The sequence below is a fragment of the Nocardioides faecalis genome, from assembly GCF_018388425.1.
GTDB lineage: Bacteria > Actinomycetota > Actinomycetes > Propionibacteriales > Nocardioidaceae > Nocardioides > Nocardioides faecalis.
Genome location: NZ_CP074406.1, coordinates 2,369,493 through 2,393,582, shown reverse-complemented (window position 1 = coordinate 2,393,582; position 24,090 = coordinate 2,369,493). Strand labels below are relative to the sequence as shown.

25 protein-coding genes are annotated in these 24,090 nt (G+C 72.9%); 12 read left to right on the top strand and 13 right to left on the bottom strand.

The features are described 5' to 3' along the window. Nucleotides 1–1,242, top strand: coding sequence for a M48 family metallopeptidase (locus tag KG111_RS11100; RefSeq protein ID WP_205292682.1), 1,242 nt, complete (start codon nt 1–3; stop codon nt 1,240–1,242). Here the strand turns inward: KG111_RS11100 and KG111_RS11095 are convergent. The 10 genes from KG111_RS11095 to KG111_RS11050 form a co-directional block, all read right to left on the bottom strand. Further along, nucleotides 1,232–1,396, bottom strand: a complete 165-nt coding sequence (locus KG111_RS11095; RefSeq protein WP_205292681.1) for a Flp family type IVb pilin — start codon at nt 1,394–1,396, stop codon at nt 1,232–1,234. The genes KG111_RS11100 and KG111_RS11095 overlap by 11 nt on opposite strands. 79 nt (nt 1,397–1,475) lie before the next feature. Continuing rightward, on the bottom strand, nt 1,476–1,655 hold the full coding sequence (locus tag KG111_RS11090; protein ID WP_205292680.1) for a Flp family type IVb pilin: 180 nt from the start codon (nt 1,653–1,655) through the stop codon (nt 1,476–1,478). Nucleotides 1,656–1,794: 139 nt separating this feature from the next. Beyond that, nucleotides 1,795–2,445: a response regulator transcription factor gene (locus KG111_RS11085; protein WP_205292679.1), complete on the bottom strand. Its 651-nt coding sequence runs from the start codon at nt 2,443–2,445 to the stop codon at nt 1,795–1,797. Then, nucleotides 2,442–4,016: a sensor histidine kinase gene (locus tag KG111_RS11080; protein ID WP_205292678.1), complete on the bottom strand. Its 1,575-nt coding sequence runs from the start codon at nt 4,014–4,016 to the stop codon at nt 2,442–2,444. Before KG111_RS11080 ends, KG111_RS11085 begins: the two co-directional genes overlap by 4 nt. 12 nt (nt 4,017–4,028) lie before the next feature. Next, nucleotides 4,029–4,952 carry a type II secretion system F family protein gene (locus tag KG111_RS11075; RefSeq protein ID WP_205292677.1) on the bottom strand — a complete coding sequence of 308 codons (924 nt, stop codon included), beginning with the start codon at nt 4,950–4,952 and terminating at the stop codon, nt 4,029–4,031. Then, nucleotides 4,952–6,916, bottom strand: coding sequence for a type II secretion system F family protein (locus tag KG111_RS11070; protein WP_205292676.1), 1,965 nt, complete (start codon nt 6,914–6,916; stop codon nt 4,952–4,954). Before KG111_RS11070 ends, KG111_RS11075 begins: the two co-directional genes overlap by 1 nt. Continuing rightward, complete coding sequence (locus tag KG111_RS11065; RefSeq protein WP_205292675.1) at nt 6,916–8,424, bottom strand: TadA family conjugal transfer-associated ATPase; 1,509 nt, start codon at nt 8,422–8,424, stop codon at nt 6,916–6,918. The genes KG111_RS11070 and KG111_RS11065 overlap by 1 nt, the downstream gene beginning before the upstream one ends. Continuing rightward, nucleotides 8,424–9,608, bottom strand: a complete 1,185-nt coding sequence (locus tag KG111_RS11060; RefSeq protein WP_205292674.1) for a CpaE/TadZ family protein — start codon at nt 9,606–9,608, stop codon at nt 8,424–8,426. Before KG111_RS11060 ends, KG111_RS11065 begins: the two co-directional genes overlap by 1 nt. A 7-nt stretch (nt 9,609–9,615) precedes the next feature. Then, nucleotides 9,616–10,338 carry a Flp pilus assembly protein CpaB gene (gene cpaB, locus KG111_RS11055; RefSeq protein ID WP_205292673.1) on the bottom strand — a complete coding sequence of 241 codons (723 nt, stop codon included), beginning with the start codon at nt 10,336–10,338 and terminating at the stop codon, nt 9,616–9,618. A 198-nt stretch (nt 10,339–10,536) separates the two neighbouring features. Next, entirely contained in the window at nt 10,537–12,327 is a 1,791-nt protein-coding gene (locus KG111_RS11050; protein ID WP_205292672.1) for an AMP-dependent synthetase/ligase, read from the bottom strand. An 89-nt stretch (nt 12,328–12,416) separates the two neighbouring features. Between KG111_RS11050 and KG111_RS11045 the strand changes: the two genes are divergently transcribed. From KG111_RS11045 to KG111_RS11025, 5 genes are read left to right on the top strand one after another with little or no spacing between them, the layout of a single operon-like run. Next, the gene (locus KG111_RS11045; protein ID WP_205292671.1) at nt 12,417–12,869 is read left to right on the top strand and encodes an SRPBCC family protein; all 453 of its coding nucleotides are present in this window, start codon (nt 12,417–12,419) and stop codon (nt 12,867–12,869) included. Nucleotides 12,870–12,888: 19 nt separating this feature from the next. Beyond that, a complete protein-coding gene (locus KG111_RS11040; protein WP_205292670.1) occupies nt 12,889–14,109 on the top strand; it encodes an ArsA family ATPase in 1,221 nt (406 codons plus the stop codon). Next, complete coding sequence (locus tag KG111_RS11035; protein WP_205292669.1) at nt 14,106–14,576, top strand: hypothetical protein; 471 nt, start codon at nt 14,106–14,108, stop codon at nt 14,574–14,576. The genes KG111_RS11040 and KG111_RS11035 overlap by 4 nt, the downstream gene beginning before the upstream one ends. Next, nucleotides 14,573–15,541, top strand: coding sequence for an ROK family glucokinase (locus tag KG111_RS11030; protein ID WP_205292668.1), 969 nt, complete (start codon nt 14,573–14,575; stop codon nt 15,539–15,541). The genes KG111_RS11035 and KG111_RS11030 overlap by 4 nt, the downstream gene beginning before the upstream one ends. Before the next feature lie 18 nt (nt 15,542–15,559). Next, on the top strand, nt 15,560–16,492 hold the full coding sequence (locus KG111_RS11025) for an ROK family protein (RefSeq protein WP_205292667.1): 933 nt from the start codon (nt 15,560–15,562) through the stop codon (nt 16,490–16,492). Nucleotides 16,493–16,536: 44 nt separating this feature from the next. On the opposite strand, the gene KG111_RS11020 is transcribed toward KG111_RS11025, so the two are convergent. Together KG111_RS11020 and KG111_RS11015 are read right to left on the bottom strand one after the other, a co-directional pair. After that, entirely contained in the window at nt 16,537–16,992 is a 456-nt protein-coding gene (locus KG111_RS11020; RefSeq protein WP_205292666.1) for a hypothetical protein, read from the bottom strand. A 58-nt stretch (nt 16,993–17,050) separates the two neighbouring features. Continuing rightward, nucleotides 17,051–17,824, bottom strand: a complete 774-nt coding sequence (locus tag KG111_RS11015) for an alpha/beta hydrolase (RefSeq protein WP_205292665.1) — start codon at nt 17,822–17,824, stop codon at nt 17,051–17,053. Nucleotides 17,825–17,948: 124 nt separating this feature from the next. Here KG111_RS11015 and KG111_RS11010 point away from each other — a divergent pair, with 124 nt between their 5' ends. The 6 genes from KG111_RS11010 to KG111_RS10985 all read left to right on the top strand — a co-directional run bounded on the left by KG111_RS11010 (nt 17,949) and on the right by KG111_RS10985 (nt 23,197). After that, nucleotides 17,949–18,695 (top strand): lysophospholipid acyltransferase family protein, encoded by a 747-nt coding sequence (locus KG111_RS11010; protein WP_205292664.1) that lies wholly within the window; start codon nt 17,949–17,951, stop codon nt 18,693–18,695. A gap of 62 nt (nt 18,696–18,757) precedes the next feature. Then, nucleotides 18,758–19,894: a MacS family sensor histidine kinase gene (gene macS / locus KG111_RS11005; RefSeq protein ID WP_249666086.1), complete on the top strand. Its 1,137-nt coding sequence runs from the start codon at nt 18,758–18,760 to the stop codon at nt 19,892–19,894. Next, a complete protein-coding gene (locus tag KG111_RS11000; protein ID WP_205292663.1) occupies nt 19,891–20,427 on the top strand; it encodes a flavin reductase family protein in 537 nt (178 codons plus the stop codon). The genes macS and KG111_RS11000 overlap by 4 nt, the downstream gene beginning before the upstream one ends. A 9-nt stretch (nt 20,428–20,436) precedes the next feature. After that, complete coding sequence (locus KG111_RS10995; protein ID WP_205292662.1) at nt 20,437–21,123, top strand: response regulator; 687 nt, start codon at nt 20,437–20,439, stop codon at nt 21,121–21,123. Continuing rightward, entirely contained in the window at nt 21,120–22,028 is a 909-nt protein-coding gene (locus KG111_RS10990; RefSeq protein WP_205292661.1) for a hypothetical protein, read from the top strand. Before KG111_RS10995 ends, KG111_RS10990 begins: the two co-directional genes overlap by 4 nt. Nucleotides 22,029–22,168: 140 nt before the next feature. Continuing rightward, nucleotides 22,169–23,197, top strand: a complete 1,029-nt coding sequence (locus tag KG111_RS10985) for a 6-phosphofructokinase (protein ID WP_205292660.1) — start codon at nt 22,169–22,171, stop codon at nt 23,195–23,197. Here KG111_RS10985 and KG111_RS10980 read toward each other — a convergent pair. Beyond that, the gene (locus KG111_RS10980) at nt 23,154–24,026 is read right to left on the bottom strand and encodes an endonuclease/exonuclease/phosphatase family protein (RefSeq protein ID WP_205292659.1); all 873 of its coding nucleotides are present in this window, start codon (nt 24,024–24,026) and stop codon (nt 23,154–23,156) included. The genes KG111_RS10985 and KG111_RS10980 overlap by 44 nt on opposite strands. Nucleotides 24,027–24,090 lie beyond the last annotated feature (64 nt).

Below are 24,090 nucleotides of genomic sequence, written 5' to 3'. Positions count from 1 at the left end.
TTGAGCCGCCGGAGCGTCGCGGCGCTCACCGTCGTCGTCGGCGCGCTCGCTTTCGTGGTCATCGCCGTGTGGCGGGTGCCGTGGGAGCCGGTACCGGGCGGCACGCCTCCGCCGGTGCCTGCCGACTCCGTGTTCACCGAGGCGCAGATCGCCCGCGCCGAGCACCTCGCCGCCTGGAGCCGGGTGTGGAGCTGGTCCTCGCTGGCCCTCTCGTTGGCCGTGGCCTGTTGGCTCGGCTTCGGTCGCCTGGGCCGTCGCTGGGCCGGCCGGGTCCGGGGCTGGCGCTGGGTCAGGGTCGTGGTGGTCGTGGCCGCGCTGAGCCTGGTCGGACGAGTCGTCACGCTGCCGTTCGCCATCGCGCTGCGCCGGCTGCGGCTGGACGAGGGCCTCGCTGCGGGCACCTGGGGCGCCTGGGCGCGCGACCTCGTGGTCAGCGAGCTCGTCACCGTGGCATCGACCTCGCTGGCGGTGCTGGCCCTGCTGGCGTGCGTGCGACTGCTGCCCCGGCTGTGGCCGCTGATCGCTGGACTGGGTGCCGCCGCGGTCGTCGTGCTCGGCTCCTTCGTCTACCCGGTCCTCGTCGAGCCGTTGTTCAACGACTTCACCTCGCTGCCCGACGGCGAGCTGCGCACCGAGATCCTGCAGCTCGCCGACCGTGAGGGCGTCGACGTCGAGGACGTGCTCGTCGCGGACGCATCGCGACGGACCACGACCCTCAACGCCTATGTCTCCGGCATCGGCAGCACCCGCCGGGTCGTGCTCTACGACACCCTGGTGGAGTCGACACCACCGGCTGAGGCGCTCTCCGTCGTCGCCCACGAGCTCGCCCACGCCAAGCACGACGACGTGGTCACCGGCACGCTCCTCGGCGCCGCGGGCGCCATGGTCGCTCTCGGTCTGCTCGGGCTGGTGCTGCCGGCCGGAGGCCGCGGTGCCCCAGAGGCTGCACCAGTCGAACCTGGCATCGGGGTGCGCGACATCCCGAGACTGCTGGCTCTCGCGGCCCTGGTCTCCCTGCTGGCGTCCCCGGTGCAGAACGGCATCAGCCGGCAGATGGAGACCCGCGCCGACCAGGTGGCGCTGGAGAGCACGGGGGACCCGCAGGCGTTCCGGGACCTGCAGGTCCGGCTCGCGCTGCGCTCCCTGGCCGACCCGACGCCGCCCGCCTGGTCGCAGTGGTGGTTCGGTTCACACCCGACCGTGCTGCAGCGGGTGGCGCACGCGGACGCGTTCAGGGGCTGAGGGCGTCCAGCAGGCCGGCGGAGGAGAGCAGGTCCATGACTGAGCCGTCGAATGCGCTGACGGCGGTGACGATGACGCCGGCGATCAGCAAGGCGAGGAGGGCGTACTCGGTCGCGGCGGTGCCGCGGTCCTGGGATGGACGCCACCTGCTCATCGATGCCCTCTTCTACGGAACGAAAAGCACGCCGGCCGCGTCACCCGGGGTGACGCGGCCGAGCGGTTCGACGTTGGGATCAGAGCTTGCTGTTGACCTTGCCGAACGCGTCGTCGATCTTGCCGCCGAGGGTGGCAACCACCCCGACGATCACGGCGGCGATCAGGGCGACCAGCAGGCCGTACTCGACGGCGGTGGCGCCGCGCTCCTCCATCTTGGCGAAACGGGCGTTGAGCAGGATGCTGAGGTACTGGACCATGAGAGTGACTCCTTGATCGACGTGCGTGTCTCCGGGGGCGGCCCCCGATGTCCCAATCCTGTCGGACCACTGGCCCTCGAGGATCGGGAGTTCGTCTCCTCGCCACTAGTCACTTCGGGCCAGGAAACCCGGGCGGACCTCAGCGCGCCGAGGGCTGCACCGTGGACAGCAGGCCGACCCGCATCGCGGTGACCAGCGCCTGCGCCCGGTTGGCGGCGCCGAGCTTCTGGTAGATCCGGGCGATGTGCGACTTGGTGGTCGACTCCGACAGGTAGAGCTTGGCGCCGATGGCGGCGGCGTTGAGCCCCTCGGCCAGCAGCAACAGCACGTCGTGCTCGCGCTCGGTGAGCGCCGTGGACTCGGCCGAGGTGCGGCGCATCATCGCACCGACGAGCCCGGCACAGACGAACGCCTTGGGGGAGACCGCGGCGTGCCGGGCGGTCTTGATCACCTCGGTCGACGGCGCGTCCTTGCCCACGAATCCCGACGCGCCGGCCTGCATCGCGGCGAAGATCTGCTCGTCGCCGGAGTGCATGGTCAGCACCACGAGCCCGACGGTGTCGCTCTCCTTGCGCAGCGTGCGGACCACGTCGAGGCCGGTGCCGTCCTGCATCTGCAGGTCGGTGATCACCACCGCCGGCCTGTGCTCGCGGTAGCGCGCGATGCCCTCGGCGACCGAGCCGGCGGTGGCCACCACCGCCAGGTCGGGCTCCAGGTCGAGGACGGCGCCCAGGCCGTCGCGGATCAGCTCGTGGTCGTCGATCAGCAGGACGGTGATCTGCTCGCTCATCGCTTCTCCTCTGTGCTGTTCGACCCTGCGGGAGCACGGGCCGTGTGCCTCGGGGTCTTCACCGACACCGCGACGGTGAGTCCCCGGCTGGCGTTGTCCCTGACCACCAGCTCGGCGCCGATCAGTCTGGCACGCTCCCGCATGATCTTGAGCCCGTGGGAGTCGCTGCGGGCCGTCTGCAGCCCCACGCCGTCGTCGGTGACCGTGATCACCGCCTCCGGGGGATAGACCTGGCACCGGACGTCGATCGCGGTGGCGCGCGCGTGCTTGACGGCGTTGTTGATCGCCTCCTGCGTGATCCGGAACAGCTCTGCCTCCACCTCCGGACGCAACCGAGCCGGCTGCTCGTCCAGGCGGACCCGGATCGGGATGCCGGAGGACTCCGACAGGTGCCGTGCCACGCCGCTGATCGCCGCGCCCAGGCTCTCGTTCTCGCCGATGCTGGTGCGCAGGTTCATCACCGACTGCCGGACCTCGGCGACCACCTTGGAGACCCGTTCGCGCAGCATGGCGAGCGCCTTGGCCTGCTGCTCGTCGGCGGGCCGTGCGGCGAGGGCGTCGATGATGTAGCCGAGCGAGGCGATGTCCTGGGCCACCCCGTCGTGCATCTCGCGGGCCAACCGGTTCCGCTCGTCGGCGGTCGCGGCGGTGCGGAACTCGGCGAAGAGCAGGGCGGCGTCGAGCTTGACGGCACTGTCGGACAGATCCCGGCCCACCCGGTCGAGTGCCGGCGTGGCACCGGGATCGGCGGTCGCCGGGCGGATGCCCGCCACGATGGCCTGGTCGCTGACCCGGAACGCGAAACCCTGGCCGACCTCGATGTGGGCATCACCGCGCACGTCGAGGGCACGCACCTCACCGGCGAGCACGGCACAGGCCGCGGCGTCCACGGCATCCAGCTCGACGGTGGAGGCCACCGGCGTCAGCTTCTCGCCGTGCGGCACGTAGAGCACGAGCCCGCGGTTCGGGATCCGGTCACTGACCTGGCTGAGCAGCTCGCCGCCGATCGCGCCGACGTCCAGCCCGGAGCTGAGTCCACCGGCCAGGTCGAGCAGCTGACGCAGGTGCTGCTGAGCATCGCGGTACGGCGCCACCGGGTCCGCGCTGCGGTGGTCGGCGAACGTGTACGACGCGATCAGGCTGAGCCCGACCCCGGTCACCGTCCACACGAAGATGCCCACGCTCTGGTCCGGGGTGAGCTCCTGGGCCCACATCAGCGCCAGAGCGATGACGCTGATCAGCTGGACGGCGACGGTGCGCACCATCACCTGCGTGCCGGCGATGGCGGTGGCGTACAACGGTGGCACCACCAGCGCGGCCAGCAGCGTGACGCTGCTCTGCATGCCCAGCGCGCAGATCACGCCGACCGCGGCGCCCTCGGTGATCGGCGAGACCGACAGGCGCAGCTCGCGCCGGGTGGCGGTGAGTCCCTGGTAGACCCAGAGCAGGCCGAGCGCTCCGATGGCCGCGACGCTCTCGGACTGCTGGAGCCACAGCGCCGGCGCGCCCAGCGCGAGCAGCGCGAAGAGCCGGGCGGCAGCCACGACCGCGAAGGACTGGTTACTGGCCATCGTCAGCGGGTGTCAGCCTGCGCCGGAGAAGCTGTCGATGGCGGAGAGCACCGCCGGCCCCATGACGACGACGAACAGGCACGGCAGGATGCACAGGATCAGCGGGATCATGATCTTCACCGGCACCTGTTGCGCCTTCTCCTCGGCGTACTGCCGCCGTTTGACCCGGATCTCCGAGGACTGCACCCGCAACACCTGGCCGACCGGGATGCCGAAGGCGTCGGCCTGCACCATGGCGCCGACGAAGGTGTGCAGGTCGTCGACGTTGCTGCGCGCACCCAGCGCGCGCAGCGCCTCGGCGCGGCCCATGCCCAGCTGCATCTCCCGCAGCACCCGGGAGAACTCCTCGGCCAACGGGCCGTCGGTGTTGCGCGCCACCTGCTGCAGGGCGGCGTCGAAGCCGAGGCCCGCCTCCACGCTGATGGTGAGCAGGTCGACGGCGTCGGCCAGCGTGCGCTTGATCTTGTCGGCCCGCTTCGCCGCGCACTGGTACAGGTAGATGTCGGGGGCGAAGAATCCGACGACGGCCCCGCCGAGCACCAGCAGCACCAGCCAGGTGGGGCTGAAGCCCAGCAGCAGGCCGTAGACGCCGAAGCAGACCGGGAGCACCACCGCGGCCATGACCTTCAGCGAGACCACCCGGTCCACCGACCAACCACGGGGGTTGCCGGCGAAGTCCAGCTTGCGCCGGATCCGCTCCGCCTTGTCCGCCCCGGTGATCCGGCGGCCGAGGGTCAACGCGCGGGTCTGCATCGGCTCCAGCACGCGGTCGGCGAAGGGACGGTCCGCCTCCTGGGCCATCTCCTGGCCGGCGAGGCCGGAACGCTCCAGCGCCTCGAGAGCGCGCTGCAAGCCCTGCGGCTGCTCCCTGGCGAGACCGGCGCCGACCGCGGCGATGGCGAGCAGGAACATCAAGAACGCGACGAGGAGCAGCATCAGACGTCCACCTTCACCATGCGCGACATCCAGAACACCCCGATCGCCAGCCAGGCGACCCCCGCCACGCTGATCACGATGCCGCGGGGATCGCGGTAGAGCGGCTCCAGGAACGCCGGGTTGGTCAGCAGCAGGTAGAGCGCGAACACCGGCGGCAGCGAGCACAGGATCATCGCCGACATCCGGCCCTCGGCCGACAGCGCCCGCACGTGCCGGCGCAGGAACTGCCGCTCCCGCATGGTGGCGGCCACCGTGGTCAGCAGCTCGGCTAGGTTGCCGCCGACCTGCCGCTGGATCCGGATCGCCATGACGGCCCAGGCGAAGTCACGGCTGTTGAACCGCTCCGCCACACCCTCGAACGCGTCCTCCAGTGCCACGCCGATCCGGGCCTCGACCAGCACCCGCTTGAACTCCGAGGCGATGGGCTCCGGACCCTCCCGGACCACCGTGTCCACGGCCTGGGCCAGCGAGAGACCGGCGCTCAGCGCGCCGGAGAGCAGCTGCAGCACCTCCGGCAGCGCGTTGTCGAAGGCCTTGCGCCGCCGACCAGCGACGGTCCGGAGGTACAGCGGCGGCAGCGCCGCGCCGACGAGCACGAAGATGAGACCGACCACGATGCTGCCGCCGCCCAGCAGCAGGCCGAGCACACCGCCGGCGAGCACCACGCCGACGTGGACCAGCAGCCACTCCGAGGGCTTGAACTCGCTGCCGGCGGCGGCGAGGCGACGGGTCAGCCGGTCGTTGAGGCCATGGTTGCGATCAAGGACACCGGCGGCCGCGGCCTTGGCCTGCTCCAGCATCGGCTCCGCGGCCTTCTCGTCCGACTCCCGAGCCGCCCCCGCGGGTCCGGCGCCGTAGCGGCTGTACGCCGTGACCCGGTCCGCGATGCTGAGCGGCGCGGGCGGCGGCGGCACGAGCAGGACGGCCACCGTGACCAGGCCGACGGCCAGCACGCCCAGCCCGACCCACAGCAACCAGGCGGGCGCCACCCAGCCGCCGTCGATGGCGAGGTCGGGCGTGCCCGTCGCCGCGCTGCTGCCCGCGGCCGCGACCTCGACCGGCGCCAGCGCCCGGGCCACCACGGGCTCGGTGGCGGTGGGCAGCGTGACGACGACGTTGGCGACGCTCGCCGCGAAGGCCTCGGGCAGGGGAGCCGTGACCAGCACCTGATCGGCGACCGCGGCCGCCTGCGCGGCGAACGTACGGGCCAGCGCGTCGCCGGTGGAGGTGATCACCTCGCCCTTGCCGGTCGTCGCGATGCTGCGCAGTGCGGCGAGCTGGTCGGCGGGCAGGTCGAGGCCGACGACGTGGACCCGGGTCTCGCTCTCCTCGACCAGGGCGGTGACGTCCTCGAGGCTCGCTCGGCTGCCGGTGTCCGCGCCGTCGGAGAGCACCAGGACGGTGCGCTGCCCGACGTTGCCGGCGCTGCGTACGGCGGCGGTGAGGCCGTCGTACAGCAGGGTGTCCCGGCTCAGGCCGAGACCCTCGAGCACGGCCTGCGCCGCTGCGCGGTCCTCGGTGGGCTCCAGCGCCACCTCGACGTCGGAGTCGAAGGTGACGATGCCGACGGCGACGTCCGGCGGCACGGTGCGCAGGTAGGCCGCCGCGGCCGCCTGGGCGGCCGCGAAGCGCCCCTTGCCCCGCATCGAGCGACTGGTGTCGATGGCCAGCACGGTGGTGCGCCGGACGGCCGTGCCCTGGCGGGTGCTCTCGGCGGTGGCAGCGAGCTCCTTGCCGTCCAGGGTGACCTGCACCCCGGTCAGGTCGGCCTGGGTGCCGGGGGGCACGTCGACCAGGATCCGCAGGCCGTCCTCGCCCGCCTCGACGTACGCGATCGAACCGTCGGCAGCGCTCGCGGCACCGGCGGGCAGCAACAGCACCGCGAGGACCGCCACCAGCAGCCCCGCGAGCCGTGCCCACGTTTGCGAGCCCTCGACCCGGCGTCGCCGGGCACCCGGCGACATCAGATGCGTTCCGTTCGGAAGAGCGTCGGGTCCACGGCCACGTTGGACTGGGCCAGCTTCTCCACGAACGTGGGCCGCAGCCCGGTCGGGCGCAGCCGGCCGAGGACGCGGCCGTTCTCGTCGAACCCGGCGGAGTTGTCGAAGACGAAGATGTCCTGGAGGGTGATGATGTCGCCCTCCATCCGCTCCACCTCGGTGATGTGGGTGATCCGGCGCGACCCGTCCTTGAACCGGGTCTGGTGCACGATCAGGTCCACGGCCGAGGCGATCTGCTCGCGGATGGCGCGGATCGGCAGGTCCATGCCGGCCATCAGCACCATCGTCTCCATGCGGGCCAGCGTGTCCCGCGGGCCGTTGGAGTGCAGGGTGCAGATCGATCCGTCGTGCCCGGTGTTCATCGCCTGCAGCATGTCGAGCGCGGAGGCGTCGCGGACCTCGCCGACGACGACCCGGTCGGGGCGCATGCGCAGGCTGTTGCGGACCAGGTCGCGGATGCTGACCTCGCCCTTGCCCTCGATGTTGGAGGGGCGCGACTCCAGGCGCACCACGTGGTCCTGCTTGAGCTGCAGCTCCGCCGCGTCCTCGATCGTGACGATCCGCTCGTCGCTGGGGATGAACGACGACAGCACGTTCAGCGTCGTCGTCTTGCCGGCACCTGTGCCGCCCGAGACGATCACGTTCAGCCGGCCCCGGATGCAGGCGTCGAGGAAGTCGGCGGTCTGCGGGGTCAGGGAGCCGAAGTTGATCAGGTCCTGCACGGTGAGCGGGTCGGCGGAGAACTTGCGGATCGTCAGCGCCGATCCGTCGACGGCCAGCGGCGGCACGATCGCGTTCACCCGGCTGCCGTCGGGGAGCCGGGCGTCGACCATGGGGGAGGACTCGTCGACGCGGCGGCCGATGCGGGAGACGATCTTGTCGATGGTGCGCCGCAGGTGCGCCTCGTCGCTGAAGTGCGCCTCGGCCTTGACCAGGCGGCCGTTGAGCTCCAGCCACACGCTGTCGTGCCCGTTGACCATCACCTCGGAGACCTCGGGGTCACGCAGGTACGGGTCGATCGGGCCGTAGCCGAGGATGTCGTCGGTGATCTCCTGCGTCACCCGGCTGCGGTCGGCCGCGCTGAGCGGCCGGTCCTGGGCTGCGAGGACCTCCGAGAGCACCGAGCGAACGCGCTGGTCCAGCTCTTCTTGGTCCATCTCGGCGTCGTAGAGGTGCGGCCCGAGCTGCTTGAGCAGCTCGGCGTGCACGCTGGACTTCAGCTCCTCGATCCGGTCGGCCTCCTGGGCGGCCATGCTTCGCCGGGCACCGGGGCGTCCCTCGGACGCGGCGACCGCGGTGCGGGCCGAGAGCGGTCCCGGGGCGCTGCCGGCGGCGGGGGCGGGCTCCGGGGTGGTGCTCACCGGGGCCTGGGCGGCCGCCTGCTCGCTGCCGGACTGGTCGGCCGCCTGCTTGTCCTGTGCGGCCGCGGCCTCGCGGCGGGCCGCGGCGAGACGATCGGAGAGGCTGGCCATCAGTTCCTCCCGCGGCGGAAGAGCCCGCGAGACCTGCCCTGCTGCTCGCTCTGCTGGGCGGGGACGAGGGGTGCGGCCACGGGCTCACCCGTGACCGAGGCGGCCAGCTGGCTGAACGCGACGCTCGCCGCGTGGCCGGGCTTGGTCGAGACGATCGGCGTGCCGGCATTGGTGGAGGCCGCGATGTCGACGGCGGTGGCGACCTGCGCCGAGACGGGCATGCCGAGGATGCTCTCCACCTTGTCCACGCTGATCCCGACCTCCTCGTCGGCCCGGTTGAGGAGCAGGTGGCGGTGACCGCGGGCGATGTTGAGCATGTCCATCGTCTCCAGTGCGACCTTGACGTTCTTCAACGTCGGCACGTCGAGGGTGGCGATGATGACGCACTCGTCGGTCTCGTCGAGCGCGGTGAGGGTGGCGTCGTCGAAGGACGGTGAGGTGTCGACGACCACGTAGTCGAACCCGTCGCGCAGGTGCCGCAGGATCCGGGAGATCAGCAGCGGGGTGACCCGCTCCCGCACGTCGGGGTGCGCCGGCGCGGCCAGGACCATGAGGGAGTCCTCGGCGCGGGTGAGCAGGCCCTCGAGCATGCCGAGGTCGATCGAGTCCTCCGCACCCACGGCCTGCTCGATCGAGTGCGTCGGGAACAGCTGCATCGTGATGGCGACGTCGCCGAACGCCAGGTCCAGGTCGACCAGGCAGACCTTGCGGGCGCCCCGGTCGGTCAGCGCCAGCGCCAGGTTGACCGAGGAGGTGGTCTTGCCGACGCCGCCCTTGGGGGAGAAGACGGTGACCACACGGCCGACCTGCTTGGCCCCGCCGGGTCCGCGCAGTGCCTGGTAGAGCTGGTGAGCGCGCTCCACGGCGCCGGTCAGCGCCTTCGGCTCGTCGGCGACGACCACGTCGCGCACCCCGGCCTGCATCGCGCGGGTCAGCACGTCGGTGTCGAACGTCTCGCGCACCAGCACCACGCTGACGGTGGGGCGTTGGATGCGCAGCTGCTCGGCGGTCCCGAGCGCCATGTCGAGGGGGACAGTGGAGCCGAGGACGAGCACGTACTCGTCGGTGTGCTGGTCCAGCCAGGCCAGGCCGCGCTCAGCGGTGCCCACGGCGTGCGAGCCTGGCGGCATCGCGACCAGCAGCTCCTCGACGGTGGTCGGATCCTGCTCTACGAGAACCGGCATGTCGTCCCTACCGTGCGTTGCGGATCGCTGCGCAGGGCCCGCTCTTGTCGAGCTTGACCTCGCTCGCCGAGTTCAGCAGGGCCACGGACAGCTCTCCGCGGGTCTTGCCGTCCTCGATCTGCTCGAACTGCTTCTGGGTGACCGCGAGGTGCAGGGCCGGGGCGCTGCCCGCCTCGGCCGGCTCGGAGGTCTCCGGGGTGGTCGTCTGGGCGCCGACGGAGATCACCGACACCCGGTCGACGAGCAGGCAGGTCGGGGCGCTGGCGTCGGTGGTCAGGAACACCGCGAGCTGTGAACCGGGGAGGATGAAGGAGCCGACAGGCAGGTCGAACGACTCCGGCTTGGCGATCATCCCGCTCGGCAGCGGCAGGGTCGCCACGTCGACGGTGTCGCCGACGCCGCCGAACTTCGTGGACAGCAGCTGCTCGCCGGCGTACAGCGTGGTGAGCGCGACCTTGTCGTCGAGGTCCGTGAGGTCCGCGCCCCGCAGCGCGTCGGCGAGGACCTGGGCCCGCGGCACGTCGGTCTCGGCGAGCTTGCCGGTGTCGAGGGCGGACTTGATGCTCTCGCCGGGCAGCACGGTCTTGCCGGCCGCGACGGTCACGATCTTGGTGGTCTCATACCTCTCGGCCGCGCGGCTCTCGGCGCCCCGGGCGAACACGAAGACCAGTCCGACTCCGATCGCGGCGATCACCGCGGCCAGCACCAGCATCAACCTGCGACGATCCACTTCTGAGCCCTCCCGCTCCCCATGAGTCGGCCGCGGACCCTCCCCGGGGAGCCACGTCGACCGCTCACTGATGAGAAAAATGGTGCTGTCGCCGCCCTCCCCGGCGGACGCGCAGGGCGAGGCTAGCGAAGTCCCGGGCCACCAGTGACCAAAACCCCAAAACGGTGAGACGTGTCGGCCGGGCCCGGGACCGCGCGCTCAGGAGTAGAGGTTGGTGATCTCTTCGACGTAGTCCCGCATGACCACGTGCCGCTTCAGCTTCAGGCTGGCGGTGACGTGGCCCTCGTCCTCGGTCCAGTCGTGGGGCAGGATCGTGAACTTGCGGATGGACTCGGCCTTGGAGACCGTCTTGTTGGCGTCGTCGACGGCGGCCTGGATCTCCGCGCGCAGGTCAGGGTCGTCGATGAGGTCGGCGACCGATCCGCGCTTGCCGCGCTGCTCGGCCCACGCGGAGAACGCCTCCTCGTCGATGGTGATCAGCGCGCCGATGAAGGGCTGGCCGTCGCCGACGACCAGGCACTGGCTGACCAGTGCGGACGCCCGGACCCGGTCCTCCAGGACGGCCGGGGCGACGTTCTTCCCTCCCGCCGTCACCAGGATCTCCTTCTTGCGGCCCGTGATCCGCACGAAGCCCTCGTCGTCGATCTCCCCGACGTCACCGGTGTGGAACCAGCCGTCGGCGTCGATGGCCTCCGCGGTCGCCTTGGGGTTGTTCCAGTAGCCGGTGAACACCTGGCCGCCGCGGAAGAGCAGCTCACCGTCGTCGGCCACCCGCACCGAGGTGCCCGGCAGCGGACGTCCCACGGTGCCGATCTTCTGCGCGTCGGGCAGGTTCACGGTCAGCGCGGCGGTGGTCTCGGTCAGGCCGTAGCCCTCGAGGACGTTGACCCCGATGCCGCGGTAGAAGTGGCCGAGCCGCTCGCCCAGCGGAGCACCGCCGGACACGGCGTACTCGCAGCTGCCGCCCAGCGCGGTGCGCAGCTTGGCGTACACGAGGCGGGAGAACAGGGCGTGCTGCGCGCGGATCCGCAACGGCACCCGGCCGCCGTCCAGGGCACGCGAGTAGGCGATCGCGACCTCGGCCGCTCGGTCGAAGATCCGGCCCTTGCCGTCCGCCGTGGCCCGCTGGGAGGCGGTGTTGAAGACCTTCTCGAACACGCGCGGCACCGCGAGCACGAAGGTCGGCTGGAAGGTAGCCAGCTGCGGCAGCAGGTTCTTGATGTCGGCGCTGTGCCCGACCCGGGTGCCCGCCTTGATCGTGCCGACCTCGATGATCCGGGCGAAGACGTGGGCCAGCGGCAGGAACAGCAGCGTCGAGGAGCCCTCGGTGTCGAAGAGCCGCTCCAGCTCCTCCACGGCTACACCCAGCTCGAACCCGAAGTTGCCGTGGGTGAGCATGCAGCCCTTGGGCTTGCCCGTCGTGCCCGAGGTGTAGATCAGCGTGGCCAGGTCGTCCGGCCCGGCCGTCGTACGACGTTCCTCCAGCTCGGCGTCCCCCACGCCGGCACCGGAGGCGGTGAGCGCCGTGACGGCGCCGTCGGTGATCGTCCAGACGTGCTCGAGCGCGGGCAGGTCGGCGCGCAGCGGCTCGACCCGGGCCAGGTGGTCCGCGTCCTCCACGACCAGGGCACGGGCGCCGGAGTCGGAGAGGATCCAGGCGATCTGGTCGGCCGACGACGTCTCGTAGATCGGCACGCTGACCGCGCCGGCGAACCAGATGGCGTAGTCGAAGAGCGTCCACTCGTAACGTGTCCGGCTGAGCAGCCCGACCCGGTCACCGGCCTCGATCCCGGCGGCGAGGAGCCCCTTCGCCAGCGCCGAGACCTCGGCGAGGAACTCGGCGCAGGACACGTCGACCCAGCCGCCCTCCTCGTCGGGGCGGGCGAACTGCGGTCGGTCGGGGGTCCGCTCGGCGTTCCTGACCACGTCGTCGGTCAGGTTGCCGGTGGTCGGGATCGTGATCGTCTGCGGGTTGGTGTACTCGCGCACCGTTCCTCCTGCTCTGGGGGCCGTCGAAGGGTACTCCTGGCCACTGGTGCGACCTATGCGCGGCATAGGAGTCCGGTAGCCTTCGCCGCATGGCAGAACAGACGTCCTCGTCGATCGTCGTCGACGCCCCTGCTGCAGCGGTGATGGCTGCCATCGCCGACTTCGAGGCCTACCCCCAGTGGGCCAAGGGTGTGACGGTGGCCGAGGTGCGCTCCACCTTCCCCGCGGACGGTCCCGAGCGCGGCCGGGCCCGCGAGGTGTTCTTCGCCCTCGACGTCTCTCCGATCAAGGACGAGTACACGCTGGCCTACCAGTGGGACGGCGACCGGCAGGTCACCTGGACCCTGGTCGAGGGCAAGATGCTCAAGGCGCTCGACGGTGCCTACGTGCTGCGGGAGACGGGCGCGGGCACCGAGGTCACCTACCGCCTGGCGCTCGACGTCTCCATCCCGCTGATCGGGATGCTCAAGCGCAAGGGCGAGAAGATCCTGATCGACACAGCGCTCAAGGGGCTGAAGAAGCGCGTCGAGTCCGGCGCCTGAGCGCCACGAGGGGGCCGACGTGCGGATCATCCTGTTCACCGGCAAGGGAGGCGTCGGCAAGTCGACCGTCGCCGCCGGCACGGCGGCGCTGAGCGCCGCCGGCGGCCACCGCACGCTGGTCATCTCCACCGACGCCGCGCACTCGTTGGCCGACGCCTACGGCCTCGGCGCCGTACGCCCGCTCGAGCCGACCGAGGTCGCGCCGAACCTCTACCTGCAGCAGGTCGACGCCCAGCAGCGCTTCGAGCAGTCCTGGGCCGACGTGCAGCGCTACCTGCTCTCCGTGCTCGACGCGGTGGGCATGGACCCGGTGGCCGCCGAGGAGATGACGGTCATCCCGGGCGCCGAGGAGGTGCTCGCGCTGCTGGAGCTGCGCCAGCACGCCCGCCGGGGCGGGTGGGACGTCATCGTCATCGACTGCGCCCCTACCGCCGAGACGCTGCGCCTGCTCGCGCTGCCGGAGGCACTGGGCTGGTACCTGGAGCGGCTCCTGCCGATCCAGCGTCGGCTGGTGCGGGCGCTGCGGCCGCTGCTCGACCGCGCCGCCGGCGTGCCGATGCCCGGTGACGACGTGTTCGACGCGATCACCCGGCTGCACGACGAGCTCGACGACGTGCACGACCTGCTCTGCGGCCCCGGCGCGAGCGTCCGCCTGGTGCTCACCCCCGAGCAGGTGGTCCTCGCCGAGGCCCGCCGGGCCTACACCAGCCTCTCCCTCTTCGGCTACCGCGTCGACGCGGTCGTCGCCAACCGGGTCTTTCCCGCGGCGGACGGCGACCCCTGGCGCGCCGGCTGGGTGCGCGCCCAGCAGGCGGTCCTCGCCGAGGTGCAGCAGTCCTTCGCCGGCCTGCCGGTGCTCACCGCGCCCTACCAGTCCGCCGAGCCCGTCGGCGTGGAGGCGCTCGGCGCCCTGGCCGCCGAGCTGTACGACGCCACGGACCCCCTCGCCGAGCCCGTCGGGCAGGGGCCGTTCCGGGTCACCCGGTCGCAGGGTGCGGGCGCCGTGATCCACCTCAGCCTGCCGTTCGTGACCCGTGAGGACGTCGACCTGGCGCGCAACGGCGACGAGCTGGTGCTCACCGTCGGCTCCTACCGCCGGCTGCTCACCCTGCCCGCCGGCCTGGCCCGGCTGCGCGTCGTCGGGGCCCGGGTCGCCGACGGCGAGCTGCAGGTGCGCTTCGCCGAGCAGCCGGACCAGCCGGACCACCGGCCTGACCGCCAGAAGAAGGACGCGCGATGAGCGACCAGCCCGACGACCCCCAGCCCGACGGCCCCCAGCCCGGCGGCCCCCAGCCCGGCGACGACCAGATCGGCTCCGTGGCGGAGGAGGCGACGAAGCTGTTCAGTGCGCTGGCGGACCTCGCCCGCACCCAGGGCGGCGGCGCGGGCGGCCTGGCCGGGGACCTGGCCGGGGACCTCGCCGGGCAGGCGGCCGGCATGGCCCAGCAGGTCAACGAGCACCTGGCGACCGGGGACGCGGAGTGCCGCTACTGCCCGCTGTGCCGAGCGGTGCACGCCGTACGGGTGGCCTCGCCGGAGGTCAAGACGCACCTCGTCGTCGCGGCCTCGTCCCTGCTGCAGGCGGCCTCGGGGCTGCTGGAGGCGATGCAGCAGCCACCCCAGCGCGCCGACGGCGACGCAACGGCTCCGCGGGCGGCCTCGGTGCAGCACATCGACCTCGACGACTCCGAGGACGAACCGCGATGAGCGCCCGGCCGGAGCCGACCGCCGGTGAGCTGACCTGCGGCATCGACATCGGCGGCACCAAGATCGCCGGTGCCGTCGTCGACGCCGAAGGGCGGATCCTGGTGGAGGAGCAGGTCGAGTCCCCGGCCACCGACCCCACCGCGCTCGAGGCGACCGTCGCGTCCCTGGTCGCCCGGCTCTGCGCGGGCCTTTCGGTCAAGGCGGTCGGGGTCGGCGCCGCCGGCTACATCGCCGCCGACCGCTCCACCGTGCTGTTCGCGCCCAACATCGCCTGGCGCAACGAGCCGCTCGGGGCCGACCTGAGCCGACTGACGGGTCTGCCGGTCCTGGTCGAGAACGACGCCAACGCCGCCGCGTGGGCCGAGGCCCGGTTCGGGGCCGGCCGTGGTGTCGCCGACCAGCTCATGGTCACCGTCGGCACCGGCGTCGGCGGAGGGATCGTGACCGGCGGCCGGCTGCTGCGCGGCGCGCACGGCATCGGCGCCGAGATCGGGCACCTGTGCCTGGTGCCCGACGGGAGGCTCTGCGGGTGCGGGAACCACGGCTGCCTGGAGCAGTACGGCAGCGGCTCGGCGCTGGTGGCCGACACCCGTGAGGCGGCCGCCGCCAGCTCGCTGCTGGCCCGGGCCCTGCTGCAGCGCGCCGGCGGCGACCCCGCCGCGATCACCGGACCGATGATCACCGCCGCCGCCCAGGAGGGCGACCGGTTCGCCATCGCGCAGCTGGCGCGGCTCGGGGGCTGGCTGGGCCGTGGCCTCGCCTCGCTGGCAGCGGTGCTGGACCCGGCGCTCATCGTGGTCGGCGGCGGCGTCAGCACCGCCGGCGACCTGCTGCTGGAGCCGATGCGCACCACCTTCGAGGCCGAGCTGACCGGCCGCGGGTTCCGCCCCGCCGCACAGTTCCGGCTGGCCGAGCTCGGGGTGCGGGCCGGCGTCATCGGCGCCGCCGACCTCGCCCGTACCTGAGCACGGGTCCTGAGCCACATGAGCACCACCGTCGGGCGGCCGCACGCGGCGAGCACGATCGGCGTCGACGTCGGCGGCACGAAGGTGCTCGCCGTACGACTCTCCGCCGACGGTCAGGTCGAGGCGAGCAGCACCCGGCCGATGCCGGGGCGCGACGCCGAGGAGCACCGGCTCGAGCAGGTCGTGGCGGCCGCCGCCCGAGACGTGTACGACGTGCCCGGCCCGGCCGCGATCGGGCTGTCGCTGGCGGGGCTGGTCGACGCCGCGCGCGGGCGCTACCTGTTCGGTGCCCACCTGCCGTGGCGTGACGCACCCGTGCGCGAGCGGCTCGCGCGTCGTACCGGGCTGCCGGTCGTGGTCGACAACGACGCCAACTGTGCCGCGTACGCCGAGGTCCTCGCCGGGGCGGCCCGGGGTGCGCGCTCCGCCCTGCTGGTCACCATCGGCACCGGGATCGGTGGCGCGCTGGTGCTGGACGGCCGCGTGGTCCGCGGGGCCCGCGGGCTGGCCGGGGAGTTCGGGCACATGCAGGTGGTGCCCGACGGGCTGGCCTGCGAGTGCGGTCTGCGTGGCTGCTGGGAGCAGTACTGCTCCGGTCGGGCGTTGGAGCGCCTGGCCCGGGTCGCGTTGGGGCGACATCTCGACGGTCCGCAGGTGACCGCGCTGGCGCGTGGCGGTGACGAGGTGGCCCGGCAGGCGTTCTCGTCCGTCGGCACGTGGCTCGGGGTGGGGGTGGCCGGCCTCGTCTCCGCCTTCGACCCCGAGGTCGTGGTCGTCGGCGGCGGCGTGGCGGCGGAGGACGACCTGCTGCTGCAGCCCGCCCGGGCCGCGCTGCGGGACTCGCTGCAGGGCACCGCCTACCGTGCGGTGCCGCCGCTCCTCGCCGCTCGCCTCGGGCCGGTGGCCGGTGCGGTCGGTGCGGCGCTGCTGGCCCGGGACGCGACGGGCTGAACCGGCAGGTCAGAGAGGGACAGCGACAGGGAGGCCGGCGTCGCTCAGACGCGGGCCCCGTCGTCCCAGGGGTCGCGCGGCCCGCCGGGCATCCGGGCGACCAGGTAGCAGAACCCGGCGATGAAGCCGCCGACGAGGACCCAGGCGAGCAGGCCGGGCAGGCTGAGCCCGAGCAGCAGGAACACCAGCAGCACGACGGGGGAGCCGAGCACCCCGGCCCAGGCCAGCAGGCGGTCCAGCGGCGGCATCGCGACCGGGGGTGCCTCCTCGGGCACGAAGCGGTCGACCTCGTCCAGGTCATCGTCGCCCACGGCGGTCTCGTCGGGGTCGGCGGGCTCGTCAGGCAGGTGGAGGTCCTCGACCCGGTCTGGAGTGGCGTCGGTGTGCCCGGCGGTCTCCCCGGAGGTCTCCTCGACGGGGTCGATCAGCACCCGATCGCCGTAGTTGTCGACGATCTGCTGCCAGGCCGCGTCCTGGTCGCCGGCGTCCTCCCGCGTCACGCCACCAGCCTACGTCGCATCGCGGCGCACGGACACGCCTGCGCCGGCTGCGCTGCGGTCAGCCCGTGACCCGCGCGACGAACTCCGCCGAGCGGGCGAAGATGGTCGGCGCGTCGTTGTCGAGGGTGGCGACGTGGTAGCTCTCCGGCAGCGGCACCCGGGTGACGTCGGTGGAGGAGACCCGACCGAGGATGATCGGCTCGGAGGAGTCGTCGACGACGTTGTCGGTCGCGGAGCGGAAGTAGACCAGGGGCGCGGTGACCTGCGGCAGGTCGGCGATGAGCTGCGGCCAGGCCCGCATCATCGAGTGCACGGCCTTCAGCGGGGTGCGCTGGTAGCCGGACTCGTCCATGCCGGCCTTCTTGATGTCGTTGCCGATCGCCGGGAACGACGGGACCACGTGCTTGAGCACCGGCAGCAACCGCACGTCGCGGCGCAGGGTGGACACCGCCGGGTTGACCACCATCACCCCGGCGACCCGGTCGCCGACGTCGGCGGCCAGGCGCAGCACCTGGGCACCCCCCATCGACAGCCCGCCGACGACCACCGCGTCGTGGGTGGCGCTCAGCTCCTCGAACACCTCCCGGATCGTCGCGGTCCACTGCGCCCAGGTGTGCCGGTTCAGGTCCTGCCACGTCGTGCCGTGGCCGGGCAACAGCGGCGCGCGGACGCCGTACCCGAGCTCGGCGAGGTGCTCACCCCACGGCCGCATCGACGCCGGCGAGCCGGTGAACCCGTGGCTCAGCAGCACCGCGATGCGGCGATCACCGGTCAGCTCGGGGCGGGCATCGACTCTCAGCGGCGCGGTGGCGGACCCGGTGGTGCTCGGCATGCGGTGATTGTGCCGCACCCGGCGTGGTGGCGTCGGGTGTTCGCCGGCCGGTCGGGGCACTAGTCTTCGAGGGCGTGCCCGCTCGGGGGCCGCGTGGTGGGTGTCCTAGGGAAGGTGCGGTCGGTTGTTCTACTGGTTCCTCAAGTTCGTCGCGCTCGGTCCGCTGCTGAAGGTCGTGTTCCGGCCGCGTGCAGAGGGCGTGGAGCACGTCCCGACGGAGGGCCCTGCGATCATCGCCAGCAACCACCTCTCCTACGCCGACTGGCTGTTCATGCCGCTGGTCGTGCCGCGCAGGGTCAGCTTCGTGGCGAAGGCGGAGTACTTCACCAGCCCCGGCCTCAAGGGCTGGCTGCAGAAGACGTTCTTCAGCGGCACCGGCAACATCCCGATCGACCGCTCCGGCGCCAACGCCGCGGCCGGTGCGCTGCTGTCCGCCAAGCGGGTCCTGGACGACGGTGAGCTGTTCGGCATCTACCCCGAGGGCACCCGGTCCCACGACGGCCGGCTCTACCGCGGCAAGACCGGCATCGCCCGGCTCGCGCTGGAGACCGGCGTCCCCGTCGTCCCCGTCGCGGTCGTCGGCACCGACGTCGTGGCGCCCCCGGGCAAGAAGTTCGGCCGCTGGACCCGCCCGCGGGTGCGGTTCGGTGAGCCGATGGACTTCTCCCGCTACGCCGGCATGGAGAACGACCGGTTCATCCTGCGCGCGGTCACCGACGAGATCATGTACGAGATCATGAAGCTCTCGGGCCAGGAGTACGTCGACGTGTACGCCGCCCGCGCCAAGTCGGAGTCACGCCGCGGGGGGCCCGGGGGCAAGGGCCCCCAGGGCGACCAGGGCGGCGACGAGCAGCGGAAGCTGGCGTCCTGACCGACCCGACCTCGCTGCGGGCGGCGCTGGCGGTCGAGGACCGGCTGTTCCGCGCCCTCGCCGTGCTGCGGTTCGTGGTGCTGGGCTACGCGCTCCTCATCAACGCCTACCGCAACAATTTCGATCGTCCGGCGCTGGCCTGGACCTGCCTGGGGGTCATGGTGGTCGCGACGGTGGCCGCCACGTTCGTCTACGCCGCCCCGGAGCGTCGGGTGCCGGCCGTGCTGGTCGCGGACCTCGGGCTCGCCGTCGGGCTTCTGCTGATCACCCCGGTGGCGAAGGGGGAGTGGTTCCACGCCACCATCCCCAGCTACTGGATCATCGCCGCCGTGCTTGCCTGGTCCGCGCGGTACGGCTGGCGCGGCGGCACTGCGGCCGGCGTGCTGCTCGCCGCGGTCGACCTGCTCACGCGGGCGGAGGTGGCGCAGAAGGACTGGGGCAACGCCTTCCTCATCGTCCTCGCCGGCTCGCTGATGGGCTTTCTGTGCGGCTCGCTGAAGGAGATGGCGGCCGAGCGGGACCGGGCCCAGGCCGAGGCCGCCGCGGCGTCGGAGCGGGTCCGGCTCGCCCGGGCGGTGCACGACGGCGTGCTGCAGGTCCTCGCCCTGGTCCAGCGCCGCGGCGCCGAGCTCGGGGGCGAGGCCGCCGAGCTCGGTCGGCTCGCCGGCGAGCAGGAGCAGGCGTTGCGCACCCTGATCCGCACCCAGTCCGGCGTCGTCGTACCGCCCACCGCCGTGCGCCGGGGCGCGCCGGGGCAGCCGCCGAGCGACCTGGCCGCCGCGCTGGGACGGCTCACCGCGCGCGAACGCACCGAGGTGGCGCTGCCGGCCGGGACGGTGGAGCTGCCTGCCGACCGGGCCGCCGAGGTCGTCGCCGCGGTCCGTGCCTGCCTGGACAACGTCGACCGGCACGTCGGCGAGACGGCGCCCGCCTGGGTGCTGCTGGAGGACCTCGGCGACCACGTCGAGGTGACCGTGCGCGACGAGGGTCCCGGCATCGCTCCCCACCGGCTCGCTGACGCCGAGCGGGAGGGCCGGCTCGGGGTGGTGCAGTCGATCCGTGGCCGCATCACCGACCTCGGCGGCACCGCCGAGGTCGACACCGGCGTGCACGGCACCGAGTGGGTGCTCTCGGTGCCCCGGCACGCACCGGCCGAGGAGCCCGCACGGGACTCCGCACCCGCCGAGGAGGCGCGTTGACCATCCACACCGGCCACCCCTTCGCCGTCCCCGACCCCGACCCCGCCCGGCGGCTGCGGGGCCGGCTGGGCGGCGCGGTCACGCTGTGGACCGCCGGCGCCGGTGCCGACCGGGCCGGGCTCACCGTCAGCTCCGTGCTGGTCGCGCTCGGTGAGCAGCCGGCGCTGCTGGCGCTGCTGGACCCGGACGCCGACCTGACCGACCGGCTGCGGGAGACCGGCACGGCGGTGGTGCAGCTGTTGGCGTGGCGCGAGCGTGACCTGGCGGAGATGTTCGCCGGCACCGCCCCCGCTCCCGGTGGTCCCTTCCGGCAGGCCGCGTTCGTCGACACCCCGCACGGTCCGCGACTGGCGTCCGCCGGCACCTGGGCCGCGGTGCGCCTGGTCGGGGAGCGGGAGGTCGGCTGGTCGGTGGAGGTCGAGGCCCGCATCGAGCACGTCGAGATCGCCGCCGACGCCGCCGACGCCGCCGACGCCGGAGACGGTGGCGCCGCACCCCTGCTGCACCGCCGCGGCCGCTACCAGCGCGGATAGGGTCCCGCCATGACCGAGACGACGGGTGCCGTGGGCACGGCGGGCACGGGCGAGCCGCTCCGGGTGATGGTGGTCGACGACCACCCGATGTGGCGTGACGCGGTGGAGCGCGACCTCGTCGCCGCCGGCCTGGAGGTCGTGGCGACCGCGGCGAACGGCACGGACGCCATCAACCGGTTCCGCGCCACCCGGCCGCAAGTGGTCGTGCTCGACCTGCAGATCCCCGAGCCCACCGGGGTCGAGGTCACCCGGACCGTGCTGGCCGACGACCCGTCCGCGCGAGTGCTGATCCTGTCGGCCTCCGGCGAGCAGGACGACGTGCTCGCCGCGGTGAAGGCGGGCGCCACCGGCTACCTGGTCAAGTCCGCCTCGGCCGCGGAGCTGCTGGCCGCCGTACGACGCGTCGCCTCCGGGGACAGCGTCTTCACCCCCGGCCTGGCGGCGCTGGTGCTGGGGGAGTTCCGGCGGATCAACGAGCCGAGCACGCCGCCGGGTGAGCGGCTCACCGAGCGTGAGACCGAGATCCTCAAGATGGTGGCCAAAGGACTGTCCTACAAGCAGATCGCCGAGCGGCTCGTGCTCTCCCACCGCACGGTGCAGAACCACGTGCAGAACACGTTGCGCAAGCTGCAGCTGCACAACCGCGTCCAGCTGACCCGCTACGCCATCGAGCAGGGCCTGGACGACGAGCCGTGAGTGCCGCCGCCTCGCCCGGGTTGCTGGAGATCGCCGACGAGCTCTACGCCGTCGGGCTCGCCGAGTTCACCCCGACTCGCGACGCGAAGGTGAAGGAGCTCAAGGGCACGCCCCTGGCAGCGCAGGTCAAGGCGCTGCGCAAGCCGAGCACGGCCGCCTGGGTGCTCAACCTGCTGGTCCGGCGTGAGACCGAGCAGGTGGACCAGGTGCTCAGCGTCGGTGCCGCGCTGCGCGAGGCGCAGCGGTCGATGTCGGCCGGCGAGCTCCGCGCCCTGACCAGGCAGCGGCGGCAGGTCACGGCCGCCGTCACCACCCAGGCGCGGCGGCTGGCCGCGGCGGAGGGCCTCAAGGTCACCTCGGCGGTCTCGGACCAGGTGGAGAGCATGCTCACCGCGGCGATCGTCGACGCCGAGTGCGGGCGTGCGCTGCGCAGCGGGCTGCTGGTCTCCACCCTGAGCACCAACGGCTGGGACCCGGTCGACGAGGCGACCGTGGCCGCAGCGCTGGCCGCGCCGGAGGCGCTGGGGTTCACCGCCACCGCCCGCGAGGCGCCAGCGCCCGGGCCGCCCGACCTCAAGGTCGTCCCCGACCCCGAGAAGGAGGCGAAGCGGCTCCGTGCCGCCGAGGAGCGGCTGGCCCGCGCCGCCGAGCAGTACGACGTCGCGCGCGCCGCGCACCAGGAGTGGGTGAGCGAGGTGGAGCGCCTCGACGCCCGCTCGCTGCAGCTGCAGGCCGAGATCGACGAGCTGCGCCGTCGGCTCGCCGAGCTCGAGGAGAGCTGCGACGCCCTCGACGAGGAGGTCGCCGAGGCCGAGGAGAGTCGCGACTCCGCGGCCGCCGAGCTGCGCACCGCCGCGGCGGAGCGCGACGCCGCCCAGGCCGCCCGGGACCGCCTCGCCCCGTGAGCCGCAACGGCCCGTGACTCGGGCGACTGACTCGCCCGGCGTGAAGGCTGACGCGACCAGCGTAGGTGGGCGACGACGGGACGGAAGAGGGAGAAAAACAGGGGGCGACGGGACGCAGGCAGAGGCGTACGTTGGATGACATGCGCGTGGGAGTCCTCACCGGAGGCGGCGACTGTCCTGGCCTGAACGCGGTGATCCGCGGGGTGGTCCGCAAGAGCGCGGCCCAGCACGGTTTCGAGGTCATCGGCTTCCGCGACGGCTGGCGCGGACCGCTGGAGGGACTGACGATGCCACTCGGCGTCGAGCAGTGCCGAGGCATCCTGCCGCGCGGCGGCACCATCCTCGGCTCCTCCCGCACGAACCCGTTCGCGGTGCCCGACGGGGTGGAGCGGATCGTCGCCAACCTCGCGGCGGCCGGCGTCGACGCGCTGGTCGCGATCGGCGGCGAGGACACCCTCGGGGTGGCGACCCGGCTCGCCGAGGCGGGGGTGCAGGTGGTCGGCGTGCCCAAGACCATCGACAACGACCTGTCCGGCACCGACTTCACCTTCGGCTTCGACACCGCCGTCAACATCGCCACCGAGGCGATCGACCGCCTGCACACCACCGCCGAGTCCCATCACCGGGTGCTCGTGGTGGAGGTGATGGGCCGGCACGCCGGCTGGATCGCGCTGCACGCAGGCATCGCCGGCGGGGCCAGCGAGGTGCTGATCCCCGAGGTGCCCTTCGACATCGAGGCCGTCTGCGCCCACGTGGAGGCTCGGTTCCGCAGCGAGTACGCGCCGGTCGTGGTCGTCTCCGAGGGCGCGGTGCCCGCGGACGGCTCCGGGATGACGCTGGTCACCGGGGAGAAGGACGCCTTCGGCCACGTCCGGCTCGGCGGGATCGGCGACCGGTTGGCCGGAGAGATCGAGAGCCGCACCGGCAAGGAAGCCCGGGCCGTGGTGCTCGGCCACGTGCAGCGCGGTGGCACGCCGACGGCCTTCGACCGGTGGCTGGCGACCAGGTTCGGCCTGCACGCCGCCGACGCTGTGGCCGAGGGGGACTTCGGAGTGATGGTCGCCCTGCGGGGCACCGACATCGTCCGGGTCCCGCTCGCCGAGGGCACCGGCGAGCTCAAGGTGGTCAGCCCGCGGGAGTTCGCCGAGGCGCAGGTCTTCTTCGGCTGAGGCCCAGCCGCCGCAGTCCTGCTCCTGGCCCCAGAGCTGCACCCCGAGCAGTGTCTGCGCCGAGGCCCGGCTGCAGGTCCAGGTCCACCACGAGGGCGCGGTGGTCCGACAGCTCCATCCGCCGCGCCTGGCCGCGCGCCGCCAGTGCGGGCTCGGCCAGCACGTGGTCCAGCTGTTCGGTGGGAGCGTCCGCGGGGAAGGTGGCCTCCGCCACCAGGGGGTTCATCCCGGTGATCCGACGTGCCCGGGCGAGGTCCATGTTGAGGTCGCCGCACAGCACCAGGGGTCGGGGAGCGGGTGCCAGCGCCCGGAGCAGGTGGCGCAGCTGGTGCCGGTTCCACCAGCTGATGAACGACAGGTGCGTGTTGGCCACCGTGAGCTCGCCGTACGGCGTCGCCACCCTGGCCGCGATCGCCACCCGCGGCTCATCACGGACCAGGACGGGCCGCACCGACTCGGAGAAGCGCATGGGCACCCGGCTGCGCAGCGTCGGCAGCCGGATGCTCTCCCAGCCGCTGACGGGCAGCCGGCTGAGCAGGGAGATCCCGTAGGCGGCGTCCCGGGGCTGCTCGTGCCCGGTCGCCGCGCTCCAGGTCGCCCCGGGGCTGCCGGCGAGCGCGGCCACGAACTGCTGGTGCGACGCGCCCATCGCGTCCGCGGCCACCGCGGTGAGGTCGGCCAGGCCGGAGCGGCGCTGGTTCCGGTCGACCTCCTGCAGGGCGAGGACGTCGGGGTCCAAGGAGCGGACCGCGTCGGCGAGCACCGAGGGGTCCACGACGTCGTCGTGCGGAGTGCGGCCGTTGAGGATGTTGAACGTCACGATGCGCATCACCGGCCGCGGTACCCGGCCCAGCCCAACCCAGCCCAACCCAGCCCGGCGCATAGCAGGGGGA